General features: G+C 50.0%; 15 protein-coding genes and 1 riboswitch. Of the genes, 7 read left to right on the forward strand and 8 right to left on the reverse strand.

Annotated features, from left to right (window positions below; translation table 11 throughout):
* Positions 1-1,113 precede the first annotated feature (1,113 nt).
* A complete protein-coding gene (locus tag ACX93W_RS26910; RefSeq protein WP_459395457.1) occupies positions 1,114-1,596 on the reverse strand; it encodes a 6-pyruvoyl trahydropterin synthase family protein in 483 nt (160 codons plus the stop codon).
* A gap of 207 nt (positions 1,597-1,803) precedes the next feature.
* Here ACX93W_RS26910 and ACX93W_RS26915 point away from each other — a divergent pair, with 207 nt between their 5' ends.
* Positions 1,804-3,495 carry a methyl-accepting chemotaxis protein gene (locus tag ACX93W_RS26915; RefSeq protein ID WP_459395458.1) on the forward strand — a complete coding sequence of 564 codons (1,692 nt, stop codon included), beginning with the start codon at positions 1,804-1,806 and terminating at the stop codon, positions 3,493-3,495.
* A gap of 380 nt (positions 3,496-3,875) precedes the next feature.
* Entirely contained in the window at positions 3,876-5,567 is a 1,692-nt protein-coding gene (locus tag ACX93W_RS26920; RefSeq protein ID WP_459395459.1) for a methyl-accepting chemotaxis protein, read from the forward strand.
* Here the strand turns inward: ACX93W_RS26920 and ACX93W_RS26925 are convergent.
* The 3 genes from ACX93W_RS26925 to ACX93W_RS26935 all read right to left on the reverse strand — a co-directional run bounded on the left by ACX93W_RS26925 (position 5,557) and on the right by ACX93W_RS26935 (position 7,781).
* Complete coding sequence (locus ACX93W_RS26925) at positions 5,557-6,240, reverse strand: uracil-DNA glycosylase (protein WP_459395460.1); 684 nt, start codon at positions 6,238-6,240, stop codon at positions 5,557-5,559. The two genes, ACX93W_RS26920 and ACX93W_RS26925, sit on opposite strands and share 11 nt — an antisense overlap.
* A gap of 217 nt (positions 6,241-6,457) precedes the next feature.
* Positions 6,458-7,357 carry an AraC family transcriptional regulator gene (locus ACX93W_RS26930; RefSeq protein WP_459395461.1) on the reverse strand — a complete coding sequence of 300 codons (900 nt, stop codon included), beginning with the start codon at positions 7,355-7,357 and terminating at the stop codon, positions 6,458-6,460.
* Between the two features lie 61 nt (positions 7,358-7,418).
* Entirely contained in the window at positions 7,419-7,781 is a 363-nt protein-coding gene (locus tag ACX93W_RS26935) for an iron chaperone (RefSeq protein ID WP_459395462.1), read from the reverse strand.
* Positions 7,782-7,904: 123 nt separating this feature from the next.
* On the opposite strand from ACX93W_RS26935, the gene ACX93W_RS26940 reads away from it, so the two are divergent.
* The 4 genes from ACX93W_RS26940 to ACX93W_RS26955 all read left to right on the forward strand — a co-directional run bounded on the left by ACX93W_RS26940 (position 7,905) and on the right by ACX93W_RS26955 (position 10,395).
* Positions 7,905-8,063, forward strand: a complete 159-nt coding sequence (locus ACX93W_RS26940; protein ID WP_459395463.1) for a hypothetical protein — start codon at positions 7,905-7,907, stop codon at positions 8,061-8,063.
* A 10-nt stretch (positions 8,064-8,073) separates the two neighbouring features.
* Positions 8,074-8,180: riboswitch (TPP riboswitch) on the forward strand.
* Positions 8,181-8,316: 136 nt separating this feature from the next.
* Positions 8,317-9,123, forward strand: a complete 807-nt coding sequence (gene thiM, locus ACX93W_RS26945) for a hydroxyethylthiazole kinase (protein WP_459395464.1) — start codon at positions 8,317-8,319, stop codon at positions 9,121-9,123.
* Complete coding sequence (thiD, locus tag ACX93W_RS26950) at positions 9,123-9,944, forward strand: bifunctional hydroxymethylpyrimidine kinase/phosphomethylpyrimidine kinase (protein WP_459395465.1); 822 nt, start codon at positions 9,123-9,125, stop codon at positions 9,942-9,944. The genes thiM and thiD overlap by 1 nt, the downstream gene beginning before the upstream one ends.
* 118 nt (positions 9,945-10,062) lie before the next feature.
* The gene (locus ACX93W_RS26955) at positions 10,063-10,395 is read left to right on the forward strand and encodes a hypothetical protein (RefSeq protein WP_459395466.1); all 333 of its coding nucleotides are present in this window, start codon (positions 10,063-10,065) and stop codon (positions 10,393-10,395) included.
* Positions 10,396-10,447: 52 nt separating this feature from the next.
* Here the strand turns inward: ACX93W_RS26955 and ACX93W_RS26960 are convergent, their stop codons facing one another.
* The 4 genes from ACX93W_RS26960 to ACX93W_RS26975 form a co-directional block, all read right to left on the reverse strand.
* Positions 10,448-10,951, reverse strand: coding sequence for a DUF4275 family protein (locus tag ACX93W_RS26960; protein ID WP_459395467.1), 504 nt, complete (start codon positions 10,949-10,951; stop codon positions 10,448-10,450).
* 113 nt (positions 10,952-11,064) lie between these two features.
* The gene (locus ACX93W_RS26965; protein WP_459395468.1) at positions 11,065-11,586 is read right to left on the reverse strand and encodes a hypothetical protein; all 522 of its coding nucleotides are present in this window, start codon (positions 11,584-11,586) and stop codon (positions 11,065-11,067) included.
* 36 nt (positions 11,587-11,622) lie between these two features.
* Complete coding sequence (rpiA, locus tag ACX93W_RS26970; RefSeq protein WP_459395469.1) at positions 11,623-12,294, reverse strand: ribose-5-phosphate isomerase RpiA; 672 nt, start codon at positions 12,292-12,294, stop codon at positions 11,623-11,625.
* A gap of 231 nt (positions 12,295-12,525) precedes the next feature.
* Positions 12,526-13,347, reverse strand: coding sequence for an ankyrin repeat domain-containing protein (locus ACX93W_RS26975; RefSeq protein ID WP_459395470.1), 822 nt, complete (start codon positions 13,345-13,347; stop codon positions 12,526-12,528).
* Between the two features lie 186 nt (positions 13,348-13,533).
* Here ACX93W_RS26975 and ACX93W_RS26980 point away from each other — a divergent pair, with 186 nt between their 5' ends.
* Positions 13,534-18,729, forward strand: a complete 5,196-nt coding sequence (locus tag ACX93W_RS26980) for an S-layer homology domain-containing protein (protein ID WP_459395471.1) — start codon at positions 13,534-13,536, stop codon at positions 18,727-18,729.
* Positions 18,730-18,739 lie beyond the last annotated feature (10 nt).

The raw sequence follows: 18,739 nt of genomic DNA on the forward strand, positions 1-18,739 counted from the left end.
TTGGTGTTGTTGGTGTTGTTGGTGTTGTTGGTGTTGTTGGTGTTGTTGGTGTTGTTGGTGTTGTTGGTGTTGTTGGTGTTGTTGGTGTTGTTGGTGTTGTTGGTGTTGTTGGTGTTGTTGGTGCAGCAGCTGCGGGAAATTAGGGCGTGTTTGCGTACACGCCCTAGCGGATTAATAAAGAATGTAGGTTTTTAGTACAACTCCCTATTTGCCGGACATCCATAACCGCTACAAGCCTTTTTTTGGGAAAACGGCTGTGGCTGTGTAATGGACATTTATGACCATTACAAGCCTTTTTTCGGGAATATGGCTGTGTAATGGACATTTGTGACCGTTAGAGCCCACTTTTTCCGAATTTGAGCCGCTTTTGGACGTCTAAAGGACATCAATGACCGTTACAATGAAAAAATGGGCAAATTAGCGCTCTAATGGTCATGGATGACCGTAACACTTTTAATGTCTCATAATGTGTCATCCCAAACTAGTAAACTGCTGCTGATTGCACTAGACTTCACTAACTTAGACTAGAAATCACCCAGCTTTACCGGCGCAAATCAGACTTCACTAGCTCATATTAGACTCCACCAGCTTTACCGGCGCAAATCAGACTTCACTAGCTCATATTAGACTCCACCAGCTTTACCGGCGCACATCAGGCTTCACTAGCACATACTAGACTTCACCCAGCTTTACCGGCGCAAATCAGACTTCACTAGCTCATATTAGACTCCACCAGCTTTACCGGCGCAAATCAGACTTCACTAGCTCATATTAGACTCCACCAGCTTTACCGGCGCACATCAGGCTTCACTAGCACATACTAGACCTCACCCAGCTTTACCGGCGCAAATCAGACTTCACTAGCTCATATTAGACTCCACCAGCTTTACCGGCGCACATCAGGCTTCACTAGCACATACTAGACCTCACCCAGCTTTACCGGCGCACATCAGGCTTCACTAGCTCATATTAGACTCCACCAGAATTTTCCACAATTCACAAGCCCACATCAGACTTTGTTAGCTTACACCAGCCTTTACACTCGCCTTTACACCAGCCTTTACACTCGCCTTTGCACTAACCTCCACCAGACTCTGCCATCCTCTGCCTGACCTAATCCCAGTCGCAATCTCCCAAACGCCGATAGATCGGGCCTCCTGCCGGAATGTCTGCGGCTGCTACCTCCGCCCATGCGCTGCCTGTTTCCCACAGCTTGACGGAGAATACCGGCAGTCCATGGCCCAGCAAACGCCAGCATATATAGGCAGCCAGATTTTCGGCCGTAGTGCGGAAACCAAGCTTTGCGATTTTGGAGCCTGAGGACTGCAGCGATTCCAGGACGGGTTCATTGCCCGCTGCCAAAAACGCATGGTCCAGCTGAGACAAAATATGTTCCTTCACGATCGTTTTCAAATGGCTGAAGTCCATGACGAAACCTTCATCGGAAGCCCCTTCCGCTGTAATAACGGGAGCTTTCAGCACAACCTCAAGCTTATACGTATGTCCATGAACATTCGCGCATTTCCCGGAATGCCCAATTAGCTGATGCGCAGAGTCAAACGTGAAAATTTTACAAACGGATACTTCATTCATCATGTCGTTCACCTGTGTTTTTTTCTTAATTATACACCTCTTGCCCTCCCAAAACATACGAAAAGACTGTAAATTCACCAGTTCGAAAAAAGTGAGCGCTTTCTTTTATAGGATTATCCTATAAACTAATAGTTTCGTATTGAAAACATTAAGGCCATGTACTATCATTTAAAGAAGCTATTATCATATCCAAGAAGAGGAAAAATGTCTATGAAACTGACTATCAGCCGTAAGCTCCTGGCAGGATTTCTTGCTGTGCTTCTCATTTTGACCGCGACTGTCGCCATCAGCTACTCGCAAACCTCCCTTGTTGACCGAACATACCGCGACCTCATTGAAGACAAGGCAAGCAAGTTGATTCTCATTCAAAAGCTGAATGTGATCGTCAAGCAGCAGCAAGTAGGCCTTAGAGGCTACCTCATTAACGGTGACAACGCAGCGCTCCAACACTTCACAGATGCCCACACAGAATATAAGTCACAATCCCTAAGCCTCGAGGCTATGGTTACCGAACCCGAAACGTTAGGGCTGCTTCAGGAGTTGAATGAGCTGGAAGCAGAATATGTCTACCTCTCCAACCGCATTATCAAGCTCAAAATTCAAGGCAAGGAAGCCGAATACACCGAGCTCTTGAACACCCAGGGACAAGACATCATGAACCGGTTTGACGAAAAGGCTTCACAGTTCACGTCATTCCAGCAAGAGCTGCTGGACAACGGACAGCTTGAGGCTTCTCAAAAAGCCGAAACGATCCAAAACTTGATTTTGGCACTTGGAATCGGCGCATTGCTATTGGGATTGTTTGTGTCCTGGTTTATTGGCCGCCTCATATCCAGACCCGTCAAGACGCTTGCCCAGGCAGCCGAACGCATTGCCGCGGGCGATTTGACCACAACCATTGCGGTTATCAAAAACCGGGATGAAATCGGCGGATTAGCCACCGCGTTTAATACGATGGCCGGCAATCTCCGATCGCTGATTCAGCATGTCGGACAAAATGCCGAGCAAGTTGCTGCGTCTGCCGAGCAGCTTAACGCGACCAGCGATCAGGCAACTTTGGCCAGCGAACAAATCGCGGCCACCATGCAGGAGGTTTCCTCCGATGCAAGCAATGGATTCCATCATGTCGCTGACGCATCCAAAACCGTAAATGATATGTCTCACGGCATTCGCCAAATAGCGGAGGGCTCCCAAAGCATGTCATCAAAAGCATCCGAGGCCTTCCAACGGGCTGAAGAAGGAAGCAAAGCAATCGAAATCGCAGTGGATCGCATGAATGAAGTTGGCAGCACGGTTCAGGAATTGGGGGCCATGATCGACCGCCTCGACAGCCGTTCCAACGAGATTGGCGCAATTAGCGGGGCCATCACCTCCATTGCATCGCAAACGAATATTCTCTCGCTTAATGCCGGCATCGAGGCGGCGCGCGCAGGCGAATTGGGACGAGGCTTTGCCGTCGTCGCCGGTGAAGTGCGCAAGCTGGCGGAGCAGTCCTCCGAATCTGCGCATCAAATATCGGAGCTGATCGGGCAAATCCAGGTGGAAACCAAGCAAGCGGTTCAGACCATGCGCAATGCCGCCCAGGTCGTTCATTCCGGTATCGGCGCAGTAGATACGGCGGGACGTTCCTTCCAGCACATCCAAGGCTCTGTTCATGAAGTGAACGACCAAATCCAGGATGTATCCGCGTCCGTTCGTTTAATGGCTGCAGGAGCGGATGGCGTGGTGAACTCCATGAGCGTGATTACCAACGTCTCGGAATCGACTTTGGCAGGCGCCCAGCAGGTTTCATCCGCGACGGAGGAGCAGCTTGCCTCCATGGAGGAGGTTGCAGCCTCCGCCAAATCGCTTTCCTATCTGGCAGAGCAGCTGCAGGAGCAAATTGACCGCTTTAAAGTCTGATCATTGAATACTATATAAGTTCAACTAATGATTGTTGGCAGGAGTCCGCCGTTTCTTAAGTCGAACTTTTATAGTGAAAGAATCTTAAACTATTTGCAAAAGAACCGTCAAAACCACTCAAAAGTGGATTTGACGGTTCTTTTTTTGCTTCAACATTCCGTGCAAAGCGGGGCTGCTTTTGGAGAAAATTGCTTTTGGGACAACCCTTTACTTGTAAAAAGTTGTTGGCAAGACGCTCAAGCATGTGCCTGCTCAGGAGTAACATTAGTCACTGTACACTAATTCCGGCTGATTTATAGTGGAATTAATTCCTCATCAAGAGAAGATCGTGCCAATCCTCCAAAAACAGTAGTTGAATCACAGTCGGGAGTGATGTGTTTATGAAATGGACCATTCGAAAGAAAATAGTTGCCGGCTTTATTTCCGTGATCCTTATTTTATCCCTGGCTATAGGCATCAGCTATATCCAGCTTACGCTGGTTGATCGTACTTATAGCGATTTGGTGAACAAAAAGGCGGCTTTGTTTATTCAGGTACAAAAGTTAAACGTAGCCGTTATGCAGGAGCAAGCAAGCCTTCAAGGATTTTTGCTAAGCGGCGACGAAGCCGCGTTAACCAGCTTTGAAGACGCCCATTCCCGTTATGTAGAGATTGGCCGGGAAATCGGGAGCCTGTCGCTTGACGCTGAAACCAGACAATGGCGGGAGGAGCTTAATTATTACCAGGAGGAATATTACCTTGTCGCCAAAAGAGCCATATCTCTGAAAAAGCAAAATCAGGACGAAGCAGTCTCCGAACTCGTTAATGAAAAAGGAAATGCCCTGATTAGCGGCTTTCAAAAAACGGCGGAGCAATTTTCGGAGTTTCAGCAGCAGGAGCTTGATGCTCACACCCACGGAGCCAATAACAAGGTTGCCGGCGTCAAAAATTTGATCCTGCTGTCCAGCGTCTCTTCGATTATTGTCGGAAGCATTATCGCCACTTGGATTGGCAACCGATTGGCGAAGCCAATCCTTGCCGTTGCCCGGGCTGCCGGACAAGTATCGGGAGGCGATCTCACCGTTCAAGATGTTGCGGTCCGCAATCGGGACGAGGTAGGGGGATTGGCTGCGGCATTTAATACGATGGCGCATAATCTGCGCAAGCTGATCCGGCATACCGCAACAAGCGCGGAGCAGGTATCGGCTTCCGCTCAAGAGCTGTCCGCTTCCAGCGAGCAAGCTACGCTGGGGACAGAGCAGGTCGCAAGCACGATGCAGAACATGGCGCTGGCGGCCGAGCAGCAGAACCGCAAGGTAGAGGAAATTTCATCTTCTATGCACGATATGTATGTTGGCGTCTTGCAGATGGCGGACCATGCGCAAGGCGCATCGGACACCGCCCTGGATGCTTATAGCCGGGCCGTCGCCGGGAATGAAATCATTGATTCCGCAGCCGTTCAAATGGATAACATCAACAACACAGTGACTGGCCTTGCTTCTCTTATGGACCGTCTGAACGATCGTTCCGCGGAAATCGGCAGCATTCTGGCCGTTATTACGGATATTGCGGCGCAAACGAATCTATTGGCACTAAATGCCGCAATCGAAGCCGCGCATGCGGGCGAGCACGGAGCAGGCTTTGCCGTTGTAGCAGGAGAAGTTCGCAAGCTGGCGGAGCAATCCTCCCGTTCAGCCGACGAAATCACTACCCTGATCGCCGACATCCAGCGTGAAATCAGCAACGCCGCTGCTTCTACGGATACCGCCTCCCGGGAAGCGGCCTCCGGCATTCAGGCCGTACAATCCGCAGGAAGCTCCTTTACGCAAATTCAGAACTCCGTATTTGCGGTTAACGAGCAGATTCAGGAATTGTCCGGGTCGGCTCGGCTGATGGCGGGCGGAGCAAAAGCCATCGTCAGCTCCATGGATTACATTACTCAAATCGCGGAAAACACCGTCTCGGGAGCTCAGGAGGTAACGGCTTCGGCCGAGGAGCAGCTGGCATCGATCGAGGAGGTTTATGCCTCGGCCCGCTCTCTATCCGCGCTGGCCGAACAGCTGCAAGAGGAAATCCAGCATTTTAAGGTGTAGCTTGCAGCGGCAATCGCCAGTCCACTTGAGGCAAGCCATTGTCCTCCAAAAAGCGGTTGGCGCGCGAAAACGGCCTGCTTCCAAAAAAACCTCTGTCTGCGGAATAAGGGCTTGGATGGGGCGATTTTATCAAATAATGACCGGCATTTGTAATCAATTCAGCTTTCTTCTGGGCATGACTGCCCCACAGGATAAACACGACCGGTTCTGTTTTGCGGTTTAAGGCTCCGATGACCTTGTCTGTAAATGCCTCCCAGCCCTTGTCCCGATGAGAGTTGGCAACGCCTGATCTCACCGTCAGCACCGTATTCAGCAGCAGCACGCCTTGCTTGGCCCATTCCGAAAGATGGCCATGGGAAGGAATCGGGCAGCCGATATCATCATGCAATTCCTTAAATATGTTTTGCAGCGACGGCGGAGGGGTTACGCCCGGCTTGACGGAAAAGCTCAGGCCATGCGCCTGTCCTGCTCCATGGTAGGGGTCTTGTCCCAAAATAACGACGCGAGTATCCGCAAACGCAGTTTCGTGCAATGCATTAAAAATGTCGTACATATCGGGAAAGACACGGCGACTCTTGTATTCTTCGATAAGAAATTCTCTCAGAGATAAGTAATAGTCCCTCTGAAATTCATCTTCGAGATGCTCGGCCCAATCATTGCGGAGTATTGCCATATGTCATCGTTCACCTCTGCCTTAGTTGGAAATGAAAGTTGATTCATGCCTATCTACTATTCTTCCATTATATCAAGCTTGCCTGCGATATGCAGGTTTTACCAGAGTCATCAGCTCCTGTAGCGACAAACGAAATAAGGCGGCATACATGTATGCCGCCCCACCCTTTTTTACTGCCTTATTTGCTGATAGCCGTTGATTGGCTGTTTTGTTTTTACTAGGCTTTCTTGGCTACCGGAATGTAGATATCCATAACAGGCAGGTCTGTGCGGTCTGCCCAGCAGCGCTCGTCATAATATTCAAACTCAGCTCCTGCGGAGTGTTCATAGCCGGAGTGCGGGAACCATTCGCTGTATATGGAAGTCCATGTGCTCTGAATGGCGCTTGTAAACTGATCGCGAGAAACCGCTGGCGTCGTAAACACAGCGTACGTCTGCTCCGGATAATGGCGGCGAACCGCGCCTTCCGGCACTTCGGCTTCTTCTTGCGCTTCAACGCCAATCAAGTAACTAAACTGGCCTGACTCCATGTCGAACTCGTCGCAAACACCGTACTCCGCTGTCGATAACGCCAGACCATACAGGCTTTCGCCCTTTTTCTCAGCCATATACTTCTGCCAAAATTCCGGGATGTCTCTATTATTTTGTCCGTCTGTGTTGCATGTGCGAATGGAATAACCGATCAAGTCAAAAGCAGGTTTGGTCACAATTTCGAATTTCATTGCAATTCCTCCTAAATAGGGCTTGGAAATCCGCTGCATGACATTAACTTTGGGATATTCGGGCGGCTGCAGTCCTTTTCTCCGAAATTCTCCCGGCGTCATGCCGTACAGCCTGCGAAAAGAACGAATGAAGGTTTCCGGTGTGCCAAAGCCATGATCCAATGCGATGTTCAGCAGCTTTTCATCGGAGTAAGCAACTTGACAGGCGGCGCGAACCAGCCTTCTTTTGCGGACGTATTCCATAACCGGCTCTCCCACCATGGTTTGGAAAACCCTATGGAAATGGAAATCCGAAAATCCCGCCAGCTGCGCCAAAGTTGTCAGCTTCAGCTCCTCATCGAGCCGCTCCTCAATGGCATCAACGACATCCTGAATGATTGTTTCATAGATCGACACGGCCAACCTCCTTCTTTCTTTAGTTTATCGCAGTCCCTATTCATGCTCTTGATGATTTTTGCTAACTCTTGCTCAGATTCTGCTTTGCGCGAAAAGCCGTAATTTTACCAATCAGCTCGTAAGGAATGGGCTTGTCCAGCGGGAACTGGATCGCTCCCTTCGACGTTTTGTAAATGGCCAATTCATCCTGGAATTCATGGATTCCGCCTGGCGCCGGATAAAAACCGATATGCTTCTTGAACGCCGCAAAATGGACCAGATTCCCCTTCAGCACAAACGTTGGCATGCCGTAGCTGATTTTGACGGAAGCATCCGGCACAATCCCGGCAATTAAATGATAAATGGAGGCAAGCTTCTCCTGTACCTCAACCGGAAAAGCTGCAATGTATTCATCAATAGCTTGAACTCCTACGATGTTGCTCATTCTGAAATCCCTCCCTTTCACCTTATTTTACCCGATGCGGCCCCGTACTTCCTACCCTGCTCATCCCGTAGCATCGACCTTGAATATATGCTATATTGGAAATCAATGGAGGAGGCAGATTACGTGCAAAAAGCATTTGTTCTCTACTTTATGTCCGAGAAAAAAACCAATTTGAATGAGCTTAATCAACTATTGGCCGAAGGCTGGAAGGTGTCCAGTCAAAGTCCGATGAGCAGCAGCGATCTTCATACTGTTTTTTCATTGGTCATTCTTGAAAAGTAAATTGAATAGCTGAATTCACTAGGGGAGTCCTATTGGACTGAGACGGCGCAACAGAGCGCCGGACCCTTGGAACCTGATCTGGGTTATGCCAGCGGAGGGAAGTGGGACGAAACGTTATTTGAATTGCGCGCTTATGCTGCTGCATATTGAATATACATGTATGCCCGTTCCCGATTTGGAACGGGCTTTTTGCCGTTTTCCGCTCCAGCTCCGCCAGCTGCCTCTCCATTTACAAATGACACAAGGAGGAAAAATGATGCCTTATCTCATGAAGGTACGGGAACAAAAACCGCTTGTCCATAATATTACGAACGTTGTGGTAACCAACTTCACCGCCAATGGGCTTCTGGCGCTTGGCGCATCGCCGGTAATGGCTTATGCGCGGGAAGAGGTTGCGGAGATGGCTTCTCTCGCAAGCGCCGTTGTCCTGAACATCGGTACGCTGGATGACCGTGTCGTAGAGTCCTCCCTGCTGGCGGGCAAAGCAGCCAATGCGGCGGGAACGCCGGTTGTGCTGGACCCCGTTGGCGCAGGAGCAACGGCATATCGCACGGAGACATCGCGGAGAATTGCCAGAGAAATCAAGCTTGCCGCTTTGCGAGGCAACGCCGCCGAGATTGCCAATGTTATCGGTGAAAGCCGGGAAATCAAAGGCGTCGACGCCCTTGGAGGCGATAGCGATAACGTTCGGCTGGCGCGGCGTGCCGCAAAGCATCTTGGATGCATCGTGGCCATTACCGGCAAGAACGATGCCGTTAGCGACGGGCGCTCCACCTACGTTGTCAGCAACGGACATCCAATATTAACCCAAATGACAGGCGCAGGTTGTTTGCTTAGCTCTATAGCAGGCGCTTTTCTGGCTGTAAGCGACGACGGCTCAGCCCTTGAAGCGGCGGCTGAAGCACTGGCCTTCTATGGAGTCGCTGCGGAGGAAGCTGCCGCCTCAATGGACAATCCGCTTCCCGGCAGCTTCCAGGCGGCTTTTCTGGATCAGCTTGCTTCCCTGTCGCCGGCGCGGTTCAGAGAGCTTGCCCGGATAGAAAAGGCGGACAGCGTATAATGGCGCCTATCGCAAAAGCATTAACCATAGCCGGCTCCGATAGCGGCGGCGGAGCAGGCATTCAAGCCGACCTCAAAACCTTTCAGGAACTCGGCGTATACGGCATGTCCGCCTTAACCGCCGTTACGGCGCAAAACACGCTTGGCGTCCACGGCGTGTACCCGGTGGATACGGCAGTCGTAACTGCCCAGCTTCATGCCATCGGGAGCGATCTGCCGCCGGATGCCGTAAAAACAGGCATGCTGTTCAGCCATGACCGGATTGAAGCCGTTGCAGAAGCCATTTCTTATTGCGGATGGGGAAAAATCGTCGTCGACCCCGTCATGATCGCTAAAGGCGGGGCGTTGCTTCTGCAAAGCCAGTCTTTGTCGTCGCTGAAGGCTTCCCTGCTTCCGCTTGCGGAGGCCGTTACTCCCAATATTCCCGAGGCTGAGCTACTCGCAAATATGCCAATCGCAACAATGGAGGACCGCAAAGAGGCATCCCGCCGCATCGCTGCAACCGGCGTCCGCCATGTCATCCTGAAAGGCGGTCACTCCTCTGATGCCGGTCCGGTTATTGACTTGTTATATGACGGAGTCGACTTTTATGAATTGGAAGGAGCCCGCATCCAGACGCGCCATACGCATGGAACCGGATGTACTTTCTCCGCGGCTTTGACGGCAGGCCTTGCTCAAGGCCACGACATGTTGGCCTCGGCGCTTCGAGCCAAGGCTTTTATTCAAGCCGCCATAGAGGATGGTCTGCATTTGGGAGCCGGGCACGGTCCCACCAATCATTTTGCCTACAAAAACCGCATCTCTTCTATATTGAATCCATAGCAAGCATATCCTCCATTCATCGCTTCCCGATCCAAAAATCTAATGATTTGAATAAAAAAACGGGATGAAGAAAACAGTATAGGAGGCACAAAAACCAATACGCCTAGGAGGAATTCACATGTATAATCAGCAACAACAGCTTGCCCAAGCCGAGCAATTAATTCAGCAATTGGTCAATCAGACGCAACAAGCTTCGGCTCAATATCAGCAACTGCTGACTCAAGAGCAGCAAAACGCTCAAATGCTGGAGCAGCTTGCACAGCGCGAGCAACATGCCGCTCAAGTGATCCAGACAGCTCTGCAAGGACATCAAACGGTTGTTCAGCAGCTTCACCAAATTTCCAACCTGTGCAATCAAATTTCTCATCAAAGCACGCTGGGCATAGCTTCTCAAGCCTATAGCAACCAGAACAATCAATCCGGCACCCAATACAGACCATCCTATCAGTAAAACCCGGGATGTCCGGCTGCATCAATCGCCCAAGCAGTGACCGAATGCGCCTTTACTTCAGCTTGCAGAAGTAAGGGCCGCACATGGACTCGTGAGTGTGTACATAGGTCCAGGTGAAATTTCGGTCAAACAGGTAAATGTCCTGCTCGGACTCAAAATCCGCTGCAGCTGCTTGAGCCGCATTTTCATAAAGGAAGACAGACGACAGGTCCTGGTACATGCCGTACATTTCATCTTTAGCGACGGCATCGAAGGCTCGCCTGGCTTTGTCTTCCTTTAAACATTTTTTCTCTTCGTAGCTGAACATATGCCACTTGTACTGATCGTAATGAATGGCATCTTTCACCTCATCGCTTAACTTGCGGGCAAAGGTCTGATCCCACTTGCGGACAATGTCATCCGCCTCCTCGTATAGCTCCGTAATGACAATACCTTTGTCGACCAGCGTTTTCCGGTGTTTGTGTTTCCTGTGAATAAAATGCAGTGTCCAATACGCATGCAGCAAATGTTCTTCGGGGAGTTCGTCTAACATCTGGTTGATTTTGCTTCTGATCATGTTGCCTCCACCCAAATCTCTTTTTCCTCTATCATATGAAGATCACAATTTGGGCTGCAAGGACATTGGACACACTTTTCAAAAAATTCACGGATTCACGTCAGACTCGGACTTTATTTTGTCCAGGTGCTCTCAATCTTTTCATTCAGGTAATCATGAATGTAGAGCAGTTCGCTGCCATCCTGCTGCAGGATGATTTTGCTTGAGAGAGGCCGCTCCTCGTTTTCCTCGTCATACGAAATTTCCAGACTTGTGCCTTCAATTACGATAGACTGTTCTGTCAGATCAACTCCGGTTACGACATATTTGGACTCCGTCAGCAGCTGGCCCAATTTTACCCCGACCAAAATAACGCCATCCTGCACTTCCATGGTTGTATCCAATTGCTCCGTATTCGTCCAGACTCCATAAAAACGGTCCACGAAGACTTGCTCTTCCTCCGTCAACGCCAAAGCATTTTCGGCCGGTTCGTTGGAAGGAGCCTCCGTTTCTGCCGGTGTCTCAGGCGACGGTGTTGCTGATTCACTTTGCCCCGCTTGAGCGCTCTCATCCGGCTTGATGACATCGGTTGTGCTGTTTGCGCAGCCGGTCAGCAACGCCAAAACAATCCACAGTCCTACGCACAGGTATCTCAATTTTCCGCCTCCAATCGTATAAGTACACGGTATATTTTATGCTTTTTCCAGCTCTTCAACGCGTCCGTCGCGGTATCCCACAATGACATGGTCGGCCATGTGGATAAACAAGCCATTGTCCACCGTACCCGGAATCAGGTTAATAACGGCATGGAGATGTTGGGGGTCCTCAATACGCCCAAAATGGCAATCCGCTATGTAGTTTCCGTTATCCGTCACAAACGTTTTGCCTTCTGCCGCCCGCAATACCGGCTTGCAGCCAAGCTGCTCCAGCTTTCTCAAGGTCATTTCGTGGCCAAAAGGAACAATTTCCACAGGCAGCGGAAAACGTCCCAGCTTCTCTACTACTTTGCTTTCATCCACTACGATGATCAGCTTTTTGCTTGCTGCCGCTACAATTTTTTCACGAAGCAAAGCGCCGCCGCCGCCCTTGATCAGGTGAAAAGCCGGGTCTGCCTCGTCCGCTCCGTCAATCGTCAAATCGATAGCTTGTATGTCGGAAAAAGGGAGCTGCGGAATGCCTAATTCACGCGCCAGATCCTCCGATGCCTGGGAGGTGGCAATCGCTTTGATGTTTAACCCCTCGGAAACTCTGGCTCCGATTTTTTGAATGGCCCAATAAGCGGTCGAGCCGGTGCCCAAACCAACAATCATGCCGTCTTGAATGTAATCCACCGCTTTTTCGGCTGCTATTTTTTTTGCTTCCATCTGTATCCCCGCCTTTAATTTAGTTTTAGTGGCTCAAAATAGAAATCAGCTCATAGTTGTCAGCGAGCAGGCTCGCTACAGGCCAGAGGGTTCTTCCAATCGCTGTTAAAGCCTGATTTCTTTTATTGAATGAACGCTATTGGTGGAATCAGTCTTTAAAGGCGAACGCTATCGCTTTTCCAGAATCCCTCTATCCTTCCGCTCAGCTACGACTGTTGTCTGGCACTTATTTCAAGATTGTACCTTTTGTATACGTTCTGCGACAGCCGTCTGGCCGGTTTCCAGCGCCCGTTCCAGCGGACTGCCGTTATAGGACAATATTTTCCCTTTAAACTTAACCGGGGTTGTAAAGTCGACGCCGAGCTTCAGCAGAAGCTCCACAATTTGGATGTGCCCCATGCCGCAGATCCAAAATAACAACTCCGATTTCGGGGTCGTCTGACTACGATAATCCGCGCCTTGCACCAGCAAATATTCCGCGATCTCGTGGTTATTCCGCCAGCAGGCCCAACGAAATCCAGTGGTGTAGGACGCGTGATCAATCCCGTTTTCTACTAGCGTAACGGCAGCCTCCAAGTTTCCACCGCTGAGATTGGTCGTAAATTCGAGCAACGAGCTTTTGGAGCTATCAAGCAGGTTAATATCAACGCCCTTGGAGAGCAGCAGCTCAATAATCTCTCTGCCGGCATGCGCGCAAGCAAAATGAATAGGCTGCAAGCCATTTGGTCCCTTGGAGTGAATATCCCCGCCTGCTTCTATTAAATAGGAAGCAACGGAATGATGTCTATTGGAAATGGCAATGGATAGCGGCGATTGTCTGGCCACATCCTTGATTTCCAGATCGGCTCCCGCCTCGACCAACAGCTTGACGATTTCGGCATTTCCCGTCTGGCAAGCGATATGAAGCGGCGTTCCCTGAAGGGAGCTGGAATAATCAGTCAGCTTTTTATTCAATGCGGCAGGTTTGATGCCGGTCAATAGCATTTGAACTTCCTCCGTATCCTGCTGAAAGCAGGCACGATGCAAGGTGTCGCCTATTGTTTTTTTCGTCATACCATTCTCCTTCAATGTTCATAAAATGTTCAGAACGTGTACAGCGTGTCCCAGTATACTATTCCTGATTCCATGTGCCTGCTTCTGCCAAGAAATAGTACAGGACAGAATTCCGCTTTAAGCATTGCTTTATTAAGGCAAGTATACCCAATTGATCGACATCATGGAAATGGGAGGAAGCAAAAAGTGAAACATTTTAATCGTGGGAAAAAGGTACTTATCTATCTTTTGTTGTTCGCATTTATTTTCCCAACTGGTTACCTTCCAAAGACAGAAGCTTCCGCTAATGGGGGGCCGTCACTGCAATCTGCCCTAAGCGGCAATGCCGATGGCATGCTTAACGGTATCGTGTACGCAAACGGCAAGTATACTGCTGTTGGAGACAGGGGTTATATCGGTCAATCATTGGACGGTATTAATTGGACTAGAGTTGCAGCTCCTGTGTCTAATGAAGCAACTAGCTGGAGAAGTATTGTTTTCGAAAAAAATATGTATGTCGCGGTTGGATTAAATACGACTTCGAACGCAACCGCCAAATTGATGACATCGCCCGACGGCGAAAATTGGACCGATCGTTCTTCAAGTATCGATGGCACCATTCTGCAAAAAGCCGTTTTTCTCAACAATCAGTTTTTTGCAGTTGGCGGCAGATGGAGCGGTAATGACCGTAGTCTGGACGTCGGCATCATTTATTCATCCACCGATGGCTTGAACTGGACTTTGACAGCAGCGCCAGAAAAATTTTGGCCTGTCAGCTCAACGACCTCCACTCCGTTTTTTTTGATGGACATGGCCTATATCTCGGGGCGGTATGTTGTTGGCGGCAATGTATTCGGCAGCTATGCCTACTCAACTAACTTAAGCAGTTGGACGAAAGGATTTATTGACGACTACGCGCTCGATTCCTTTTCGGTATACAACAATAAATTATACGTCACCAGAAATGGGTCAGACGCCTATTCCAGCAGTGACGGAATAACATTTGCACCGGCATCCGATTATACCGGCATGCGCGGCAGTCTTCAAGACGGATCGACGCTTTATCGGTTCGGTGTGGGCGGCAACTGGTTTGAATCAGCAGATGACGGCGCCTCTTGGACTCCAAAAACTGCCATTACAAATTTAACTATTCTGGATGCGGCAACTAACGGCAGCAGTTTTGTTTTGGTCACCAACGGCACTAAAAGTCTGGTTGTTTCCCCAGACAAATCTTCTTGGAGCCGATTTGAAGGAAACATACAAGGCGTCGCTTACAATGGTTCGCAATGGGTTGGCGTCGCAACGGTCCCTTCGCGAAGCGGCGGAGAAATCGACAGCTTTTTGCTGACCTCTTCAAGCGGCTGGAGTAATCTGAGCTCCGTGGATGACTTTCTACCCAAAACAGAGTTTTATGATGTTGCCTATGGGAATAACGCCTTTATCGCTATCGGCAAAAAAATCGCGCGTTCCTCAGATGGTGTATCTTGGACATTAGAGGATCTTCCTGCCGGGACAGCCGGTAAAGTAACGGCTATCACATATGGAAGCAGTCGAGGGTTTGTTGCTGTTACAAATGGGGGTTCGATACTTGCCTCCCCCGATGGAAGCAACTGGACAGTCGATAACAGCCATAGCGGCACTGAATTTGCTCATGTGAAGGACGTCAACGGCGTCTATATCGCAACTGCGCCGTACGACAGCTTCTGGGTATCAGATGGAAGCGGCGGAAATTGGACGAAGTTAGACTCATTAAGCGACTATTATGCGGTGTTCTACGATTTGGCAGATGTAGCCTATGGAGAAGGCACCTATGCGATTACCGGCGCTGATGAAAATGGCAATGCCGTAGTTTTGTCGGCAACAGGCAACTCATTGGATGAGATTGCAACCTGGAATACGCACGTCATTGATAGCAGCGTTTATGCCACAATGAAAACCATTCAGTACAGTGACGGTTATTTTGTAACAGGCGGCCTGGAATACCTTTCTTCGCCTCCGGATACGTATGTTCTTTATGCCACTTCCGACTTTACAAATTGGACGAACTATAACGAGCAAACGACTGGTATTAGCAGTACGGCCATCAATAACATTTCTGTGCAAAATGTGGCGTTCTACATTGTAGGCGATAACAATGTACGTATTGTCATGGGAGTGCCTAGCGGCCCCACAACTCAGCCCGAAACGACACCTGCGGCTATCATCAGTTTTGCAGATGAAAAGCTGACTGGTTTGACTTCTAACGCCGCTTACCTGATCAACGGGCAAAACGCTACCGCTGACAGCGACGGCAAAATTGCCATTGACTCGGCTTGGCTGGGCGAAACGTTAAGCATCGTCAAAGTTGGCAATGGCACGACTACAACCAATAGCACGCCTCAGTCGCTGGTCATTCCGAATCGTCCTGCCGCTCCATCAGGCGTGGGCAAAACGGACGAAACCTATACCGGCGCAAAAGACGGCAGCCTCACCGGCCTTCCAGTTGGCGGCGAGTATAAAAAAGGCGCTGCTGGCGCTTGGTCGGACATTTCAAGCGCAACTGTTTCCGGACTGGAGCCGGACACGTATTATGTTCGCACAAAAGCAACTTCCTCGGCTTTTGTTTCTGAAGAAGCTGCCGTAACGGTGGGCTCTACCTCAGCTACAGCTGAGGCGACACCTTCGGCTCTCATCAGCTTTGTAGATGAACAACTGACTGGTTTAGTGGCTATTGCCGCTTACCTGATCAACGGGCAAAACGCTGCCGCTGACAGCGACGGAAAAATTGCCATTGACTCAGCTTGGCTGGGCGAAACGTTAAGCATCGTCAAAGTTGGCAATGGCACGACTACAACCAACAGCTCGGCTCAATCGCTTGTCATTCCGGATCGTCCTGTCGCGCCCTCAGGCGTGGGCAAAACGGACGAAACCTATACCGGCGCAAAAGACGGCAGCCTCACCGGCCTGCCTGTTGGCGGCGAATATAAAAAAGGCGCTGCTGGCGCTTGGTCGGACATTTCAAACATAACTGTTACCGGGCTGGAGCCGGACACGTATTATGTTCGGATTAAAGCAACTTCCTCGGCATTTGTCTCGGAGGAGGCTGCCGTAACGGTGGGCTCTACCTCGGCTACTGCTGAGGCGACACCTGCGGCTCTCATAAGCTTTGTAGATGAACAACTGACCGGATTGACCGCTAACGCCGCTTACCTGATCAACGGGCAAAATGCTGCCGCTGACAGTGACGGCAAAATTGTCATCGACTCGGCTTGGCTTGGCGAAACCCTGAGTATCGTCAAAGTTGGCAATGGCACGACTACAACCAACAGCTTGGCTCAGTCGCTGGTCATTCCGAATCGTCCTGCCGCTCCATCAGGCGTGGGCAAAACGGACGAAACCTATACCGGCGCAAAAGACGGCAGCCTTACCGGCCTGCCAGTTGGCGGCGAGTATAAAAAAGGCGCTGCTGGCGCTTGGTCGGACATTTCAAGCGCAACTGTTTCCGGACTGGAGCCGGACACGTATTATGTTCGCACAAAAGCAACTTCCTCGGCCTTTGCTTCCGAGGAAACCGCAACGATCATTGGAACGTTGCCTGCTGCCCCAGGGGCTCCTAATGTTTCAGCCGATGATGTGAACGATCGGATCACCGGTCTGAATACAACGATGGAATACCAGATTGACGGCGGCAGTTACGTTAAATACGATGGCAATAATCTGCCAGTCTTGAATGGCGCGCATACAGTTAAAGTGCGTGTAGCCGCAAGCGGTTCTGTACCCGCAGGCGCAGAGGTTACATTGTACTTTACGGCACCGGTTGCTGCTGGCCTTACCGTAACGGCTGTTGATCCAAGCGGCACAGCAAATAACGGCAAAACGGCAATTGCAGCAGCACCAACTCCGACTACTAGAGGTCACAAGCTAGTTTACAAAAATTTGGGCAGCAACGAGGTTATCCCTCCAAGGGTTGGCGATGCTGCAACCGACTACGCTGACCTGCCGGATAGCGGACTAGTAAACGCAGCCCATGGCGAAAAAATCGGAGTGGCCGAAGTTGATGCCGACGGGAAGATTGTAAAGTTTGGATTCACTACAGCGGTTGTAATTCAGGAGCAGACATCAGGCGGTACCACAACAACACCTCCTGTTGTTACCGGGCCTTCTTCAACCGAAACGGATGTTATTGTTATCGTAAACGGCATTAGCGAAAACGCCGGCAAAGCAAAAACAACCGAAACCAATGGTTTAACTACAACAACGGTGATCGTTGACCCGCAAAAGCTGCAGGCCAAGCTGGATTCCCAAGGCAATGGAGCCATCGTAACCGTGCCGATCAGTTCAAGCTCAACCATTATTAGGGGAGAACTGAACGGTCAAAGCATTCAAAATATGGACAATCGTTCTGCAACCTTGGTTCTGCGGACGGATCATGCAAGCTACCATATTCCCGCGCATGAAATCAACATCGGGCAATTAGCCGAAACACTGTCGCCAGGCACAAAGCTTAGCGATATGTCCGTAAACATCATCATTGCTGAACCATCTGACGAAATGAATCAGGTCGTCCGAAATAGTGCAGATAAAGGAAAATTCACAGTGGTTGTTCCTTCTGTAGATTTTAAATTAACCGTCTCGCATGAGGATAAATCGGTGGAAATCACGAACTTCAATGTATATGTGGAAAGAAAAATCGCATTACCGGACAACGTTGATCCTAACAAAATTACAACCGGCATCGTTGTTGATCCAAACGGCGTTACAAGACATGTTCCAACGAAGGTCGTTCTTGAAGAAGGAACCCATTACGCGGTGATCAACAGCTTGACGAACAGCACCTATTCCGTTGTTTGGCATCCGTTGATTTTTGCAGACATGGAAAATCATTGGGCAAAAGGCGCAGTAAACGACATGGGCTCCCGTATGATCGTAAACGGTGTCGACAGCTCAACATTCAACCCAAACAAAGACATTACCCGGGCTGAATTTGCGGCTATGGTCGTTCGTGGTCTGGGCCTGCGTCTTGGCGAAGGAACGAATCCGTTTAGCGATGTCAAAGAGCAGGACTGGTATCTGGGCGCCATACAAACCGCCGTTTCCTACAACCTTATTGCCGGGTTTGAAGACGGGACGTTCCGTCCAAACGCCGCCATTACGCGCGAACAGGCAATGACTATCATTGCCCGAGCAATGAAGCTGACGGGGCTTGCGGCAACGACGGGTACACCAAATGCAGATGAAATCTTCTCGGCATTTGAGGATTCCGCAACCGCAAGCGGCTGGTCAAAAGAAAGCATCGCGCTGACGGTCAAAGCGGGCGTAGTTGGCGGCCGCAGCGACGGAAGTCTGGATGCAAAAGCCAATATCACCCGTGCTGAAGTAGCTGTTTTGATCCAGCGATTGCTGAAAAAATCCGATCTTATTTAATGGATCGAGT

The organism is Paenibacillus sp. CAU 1782 (assembly GCF_054551715.1).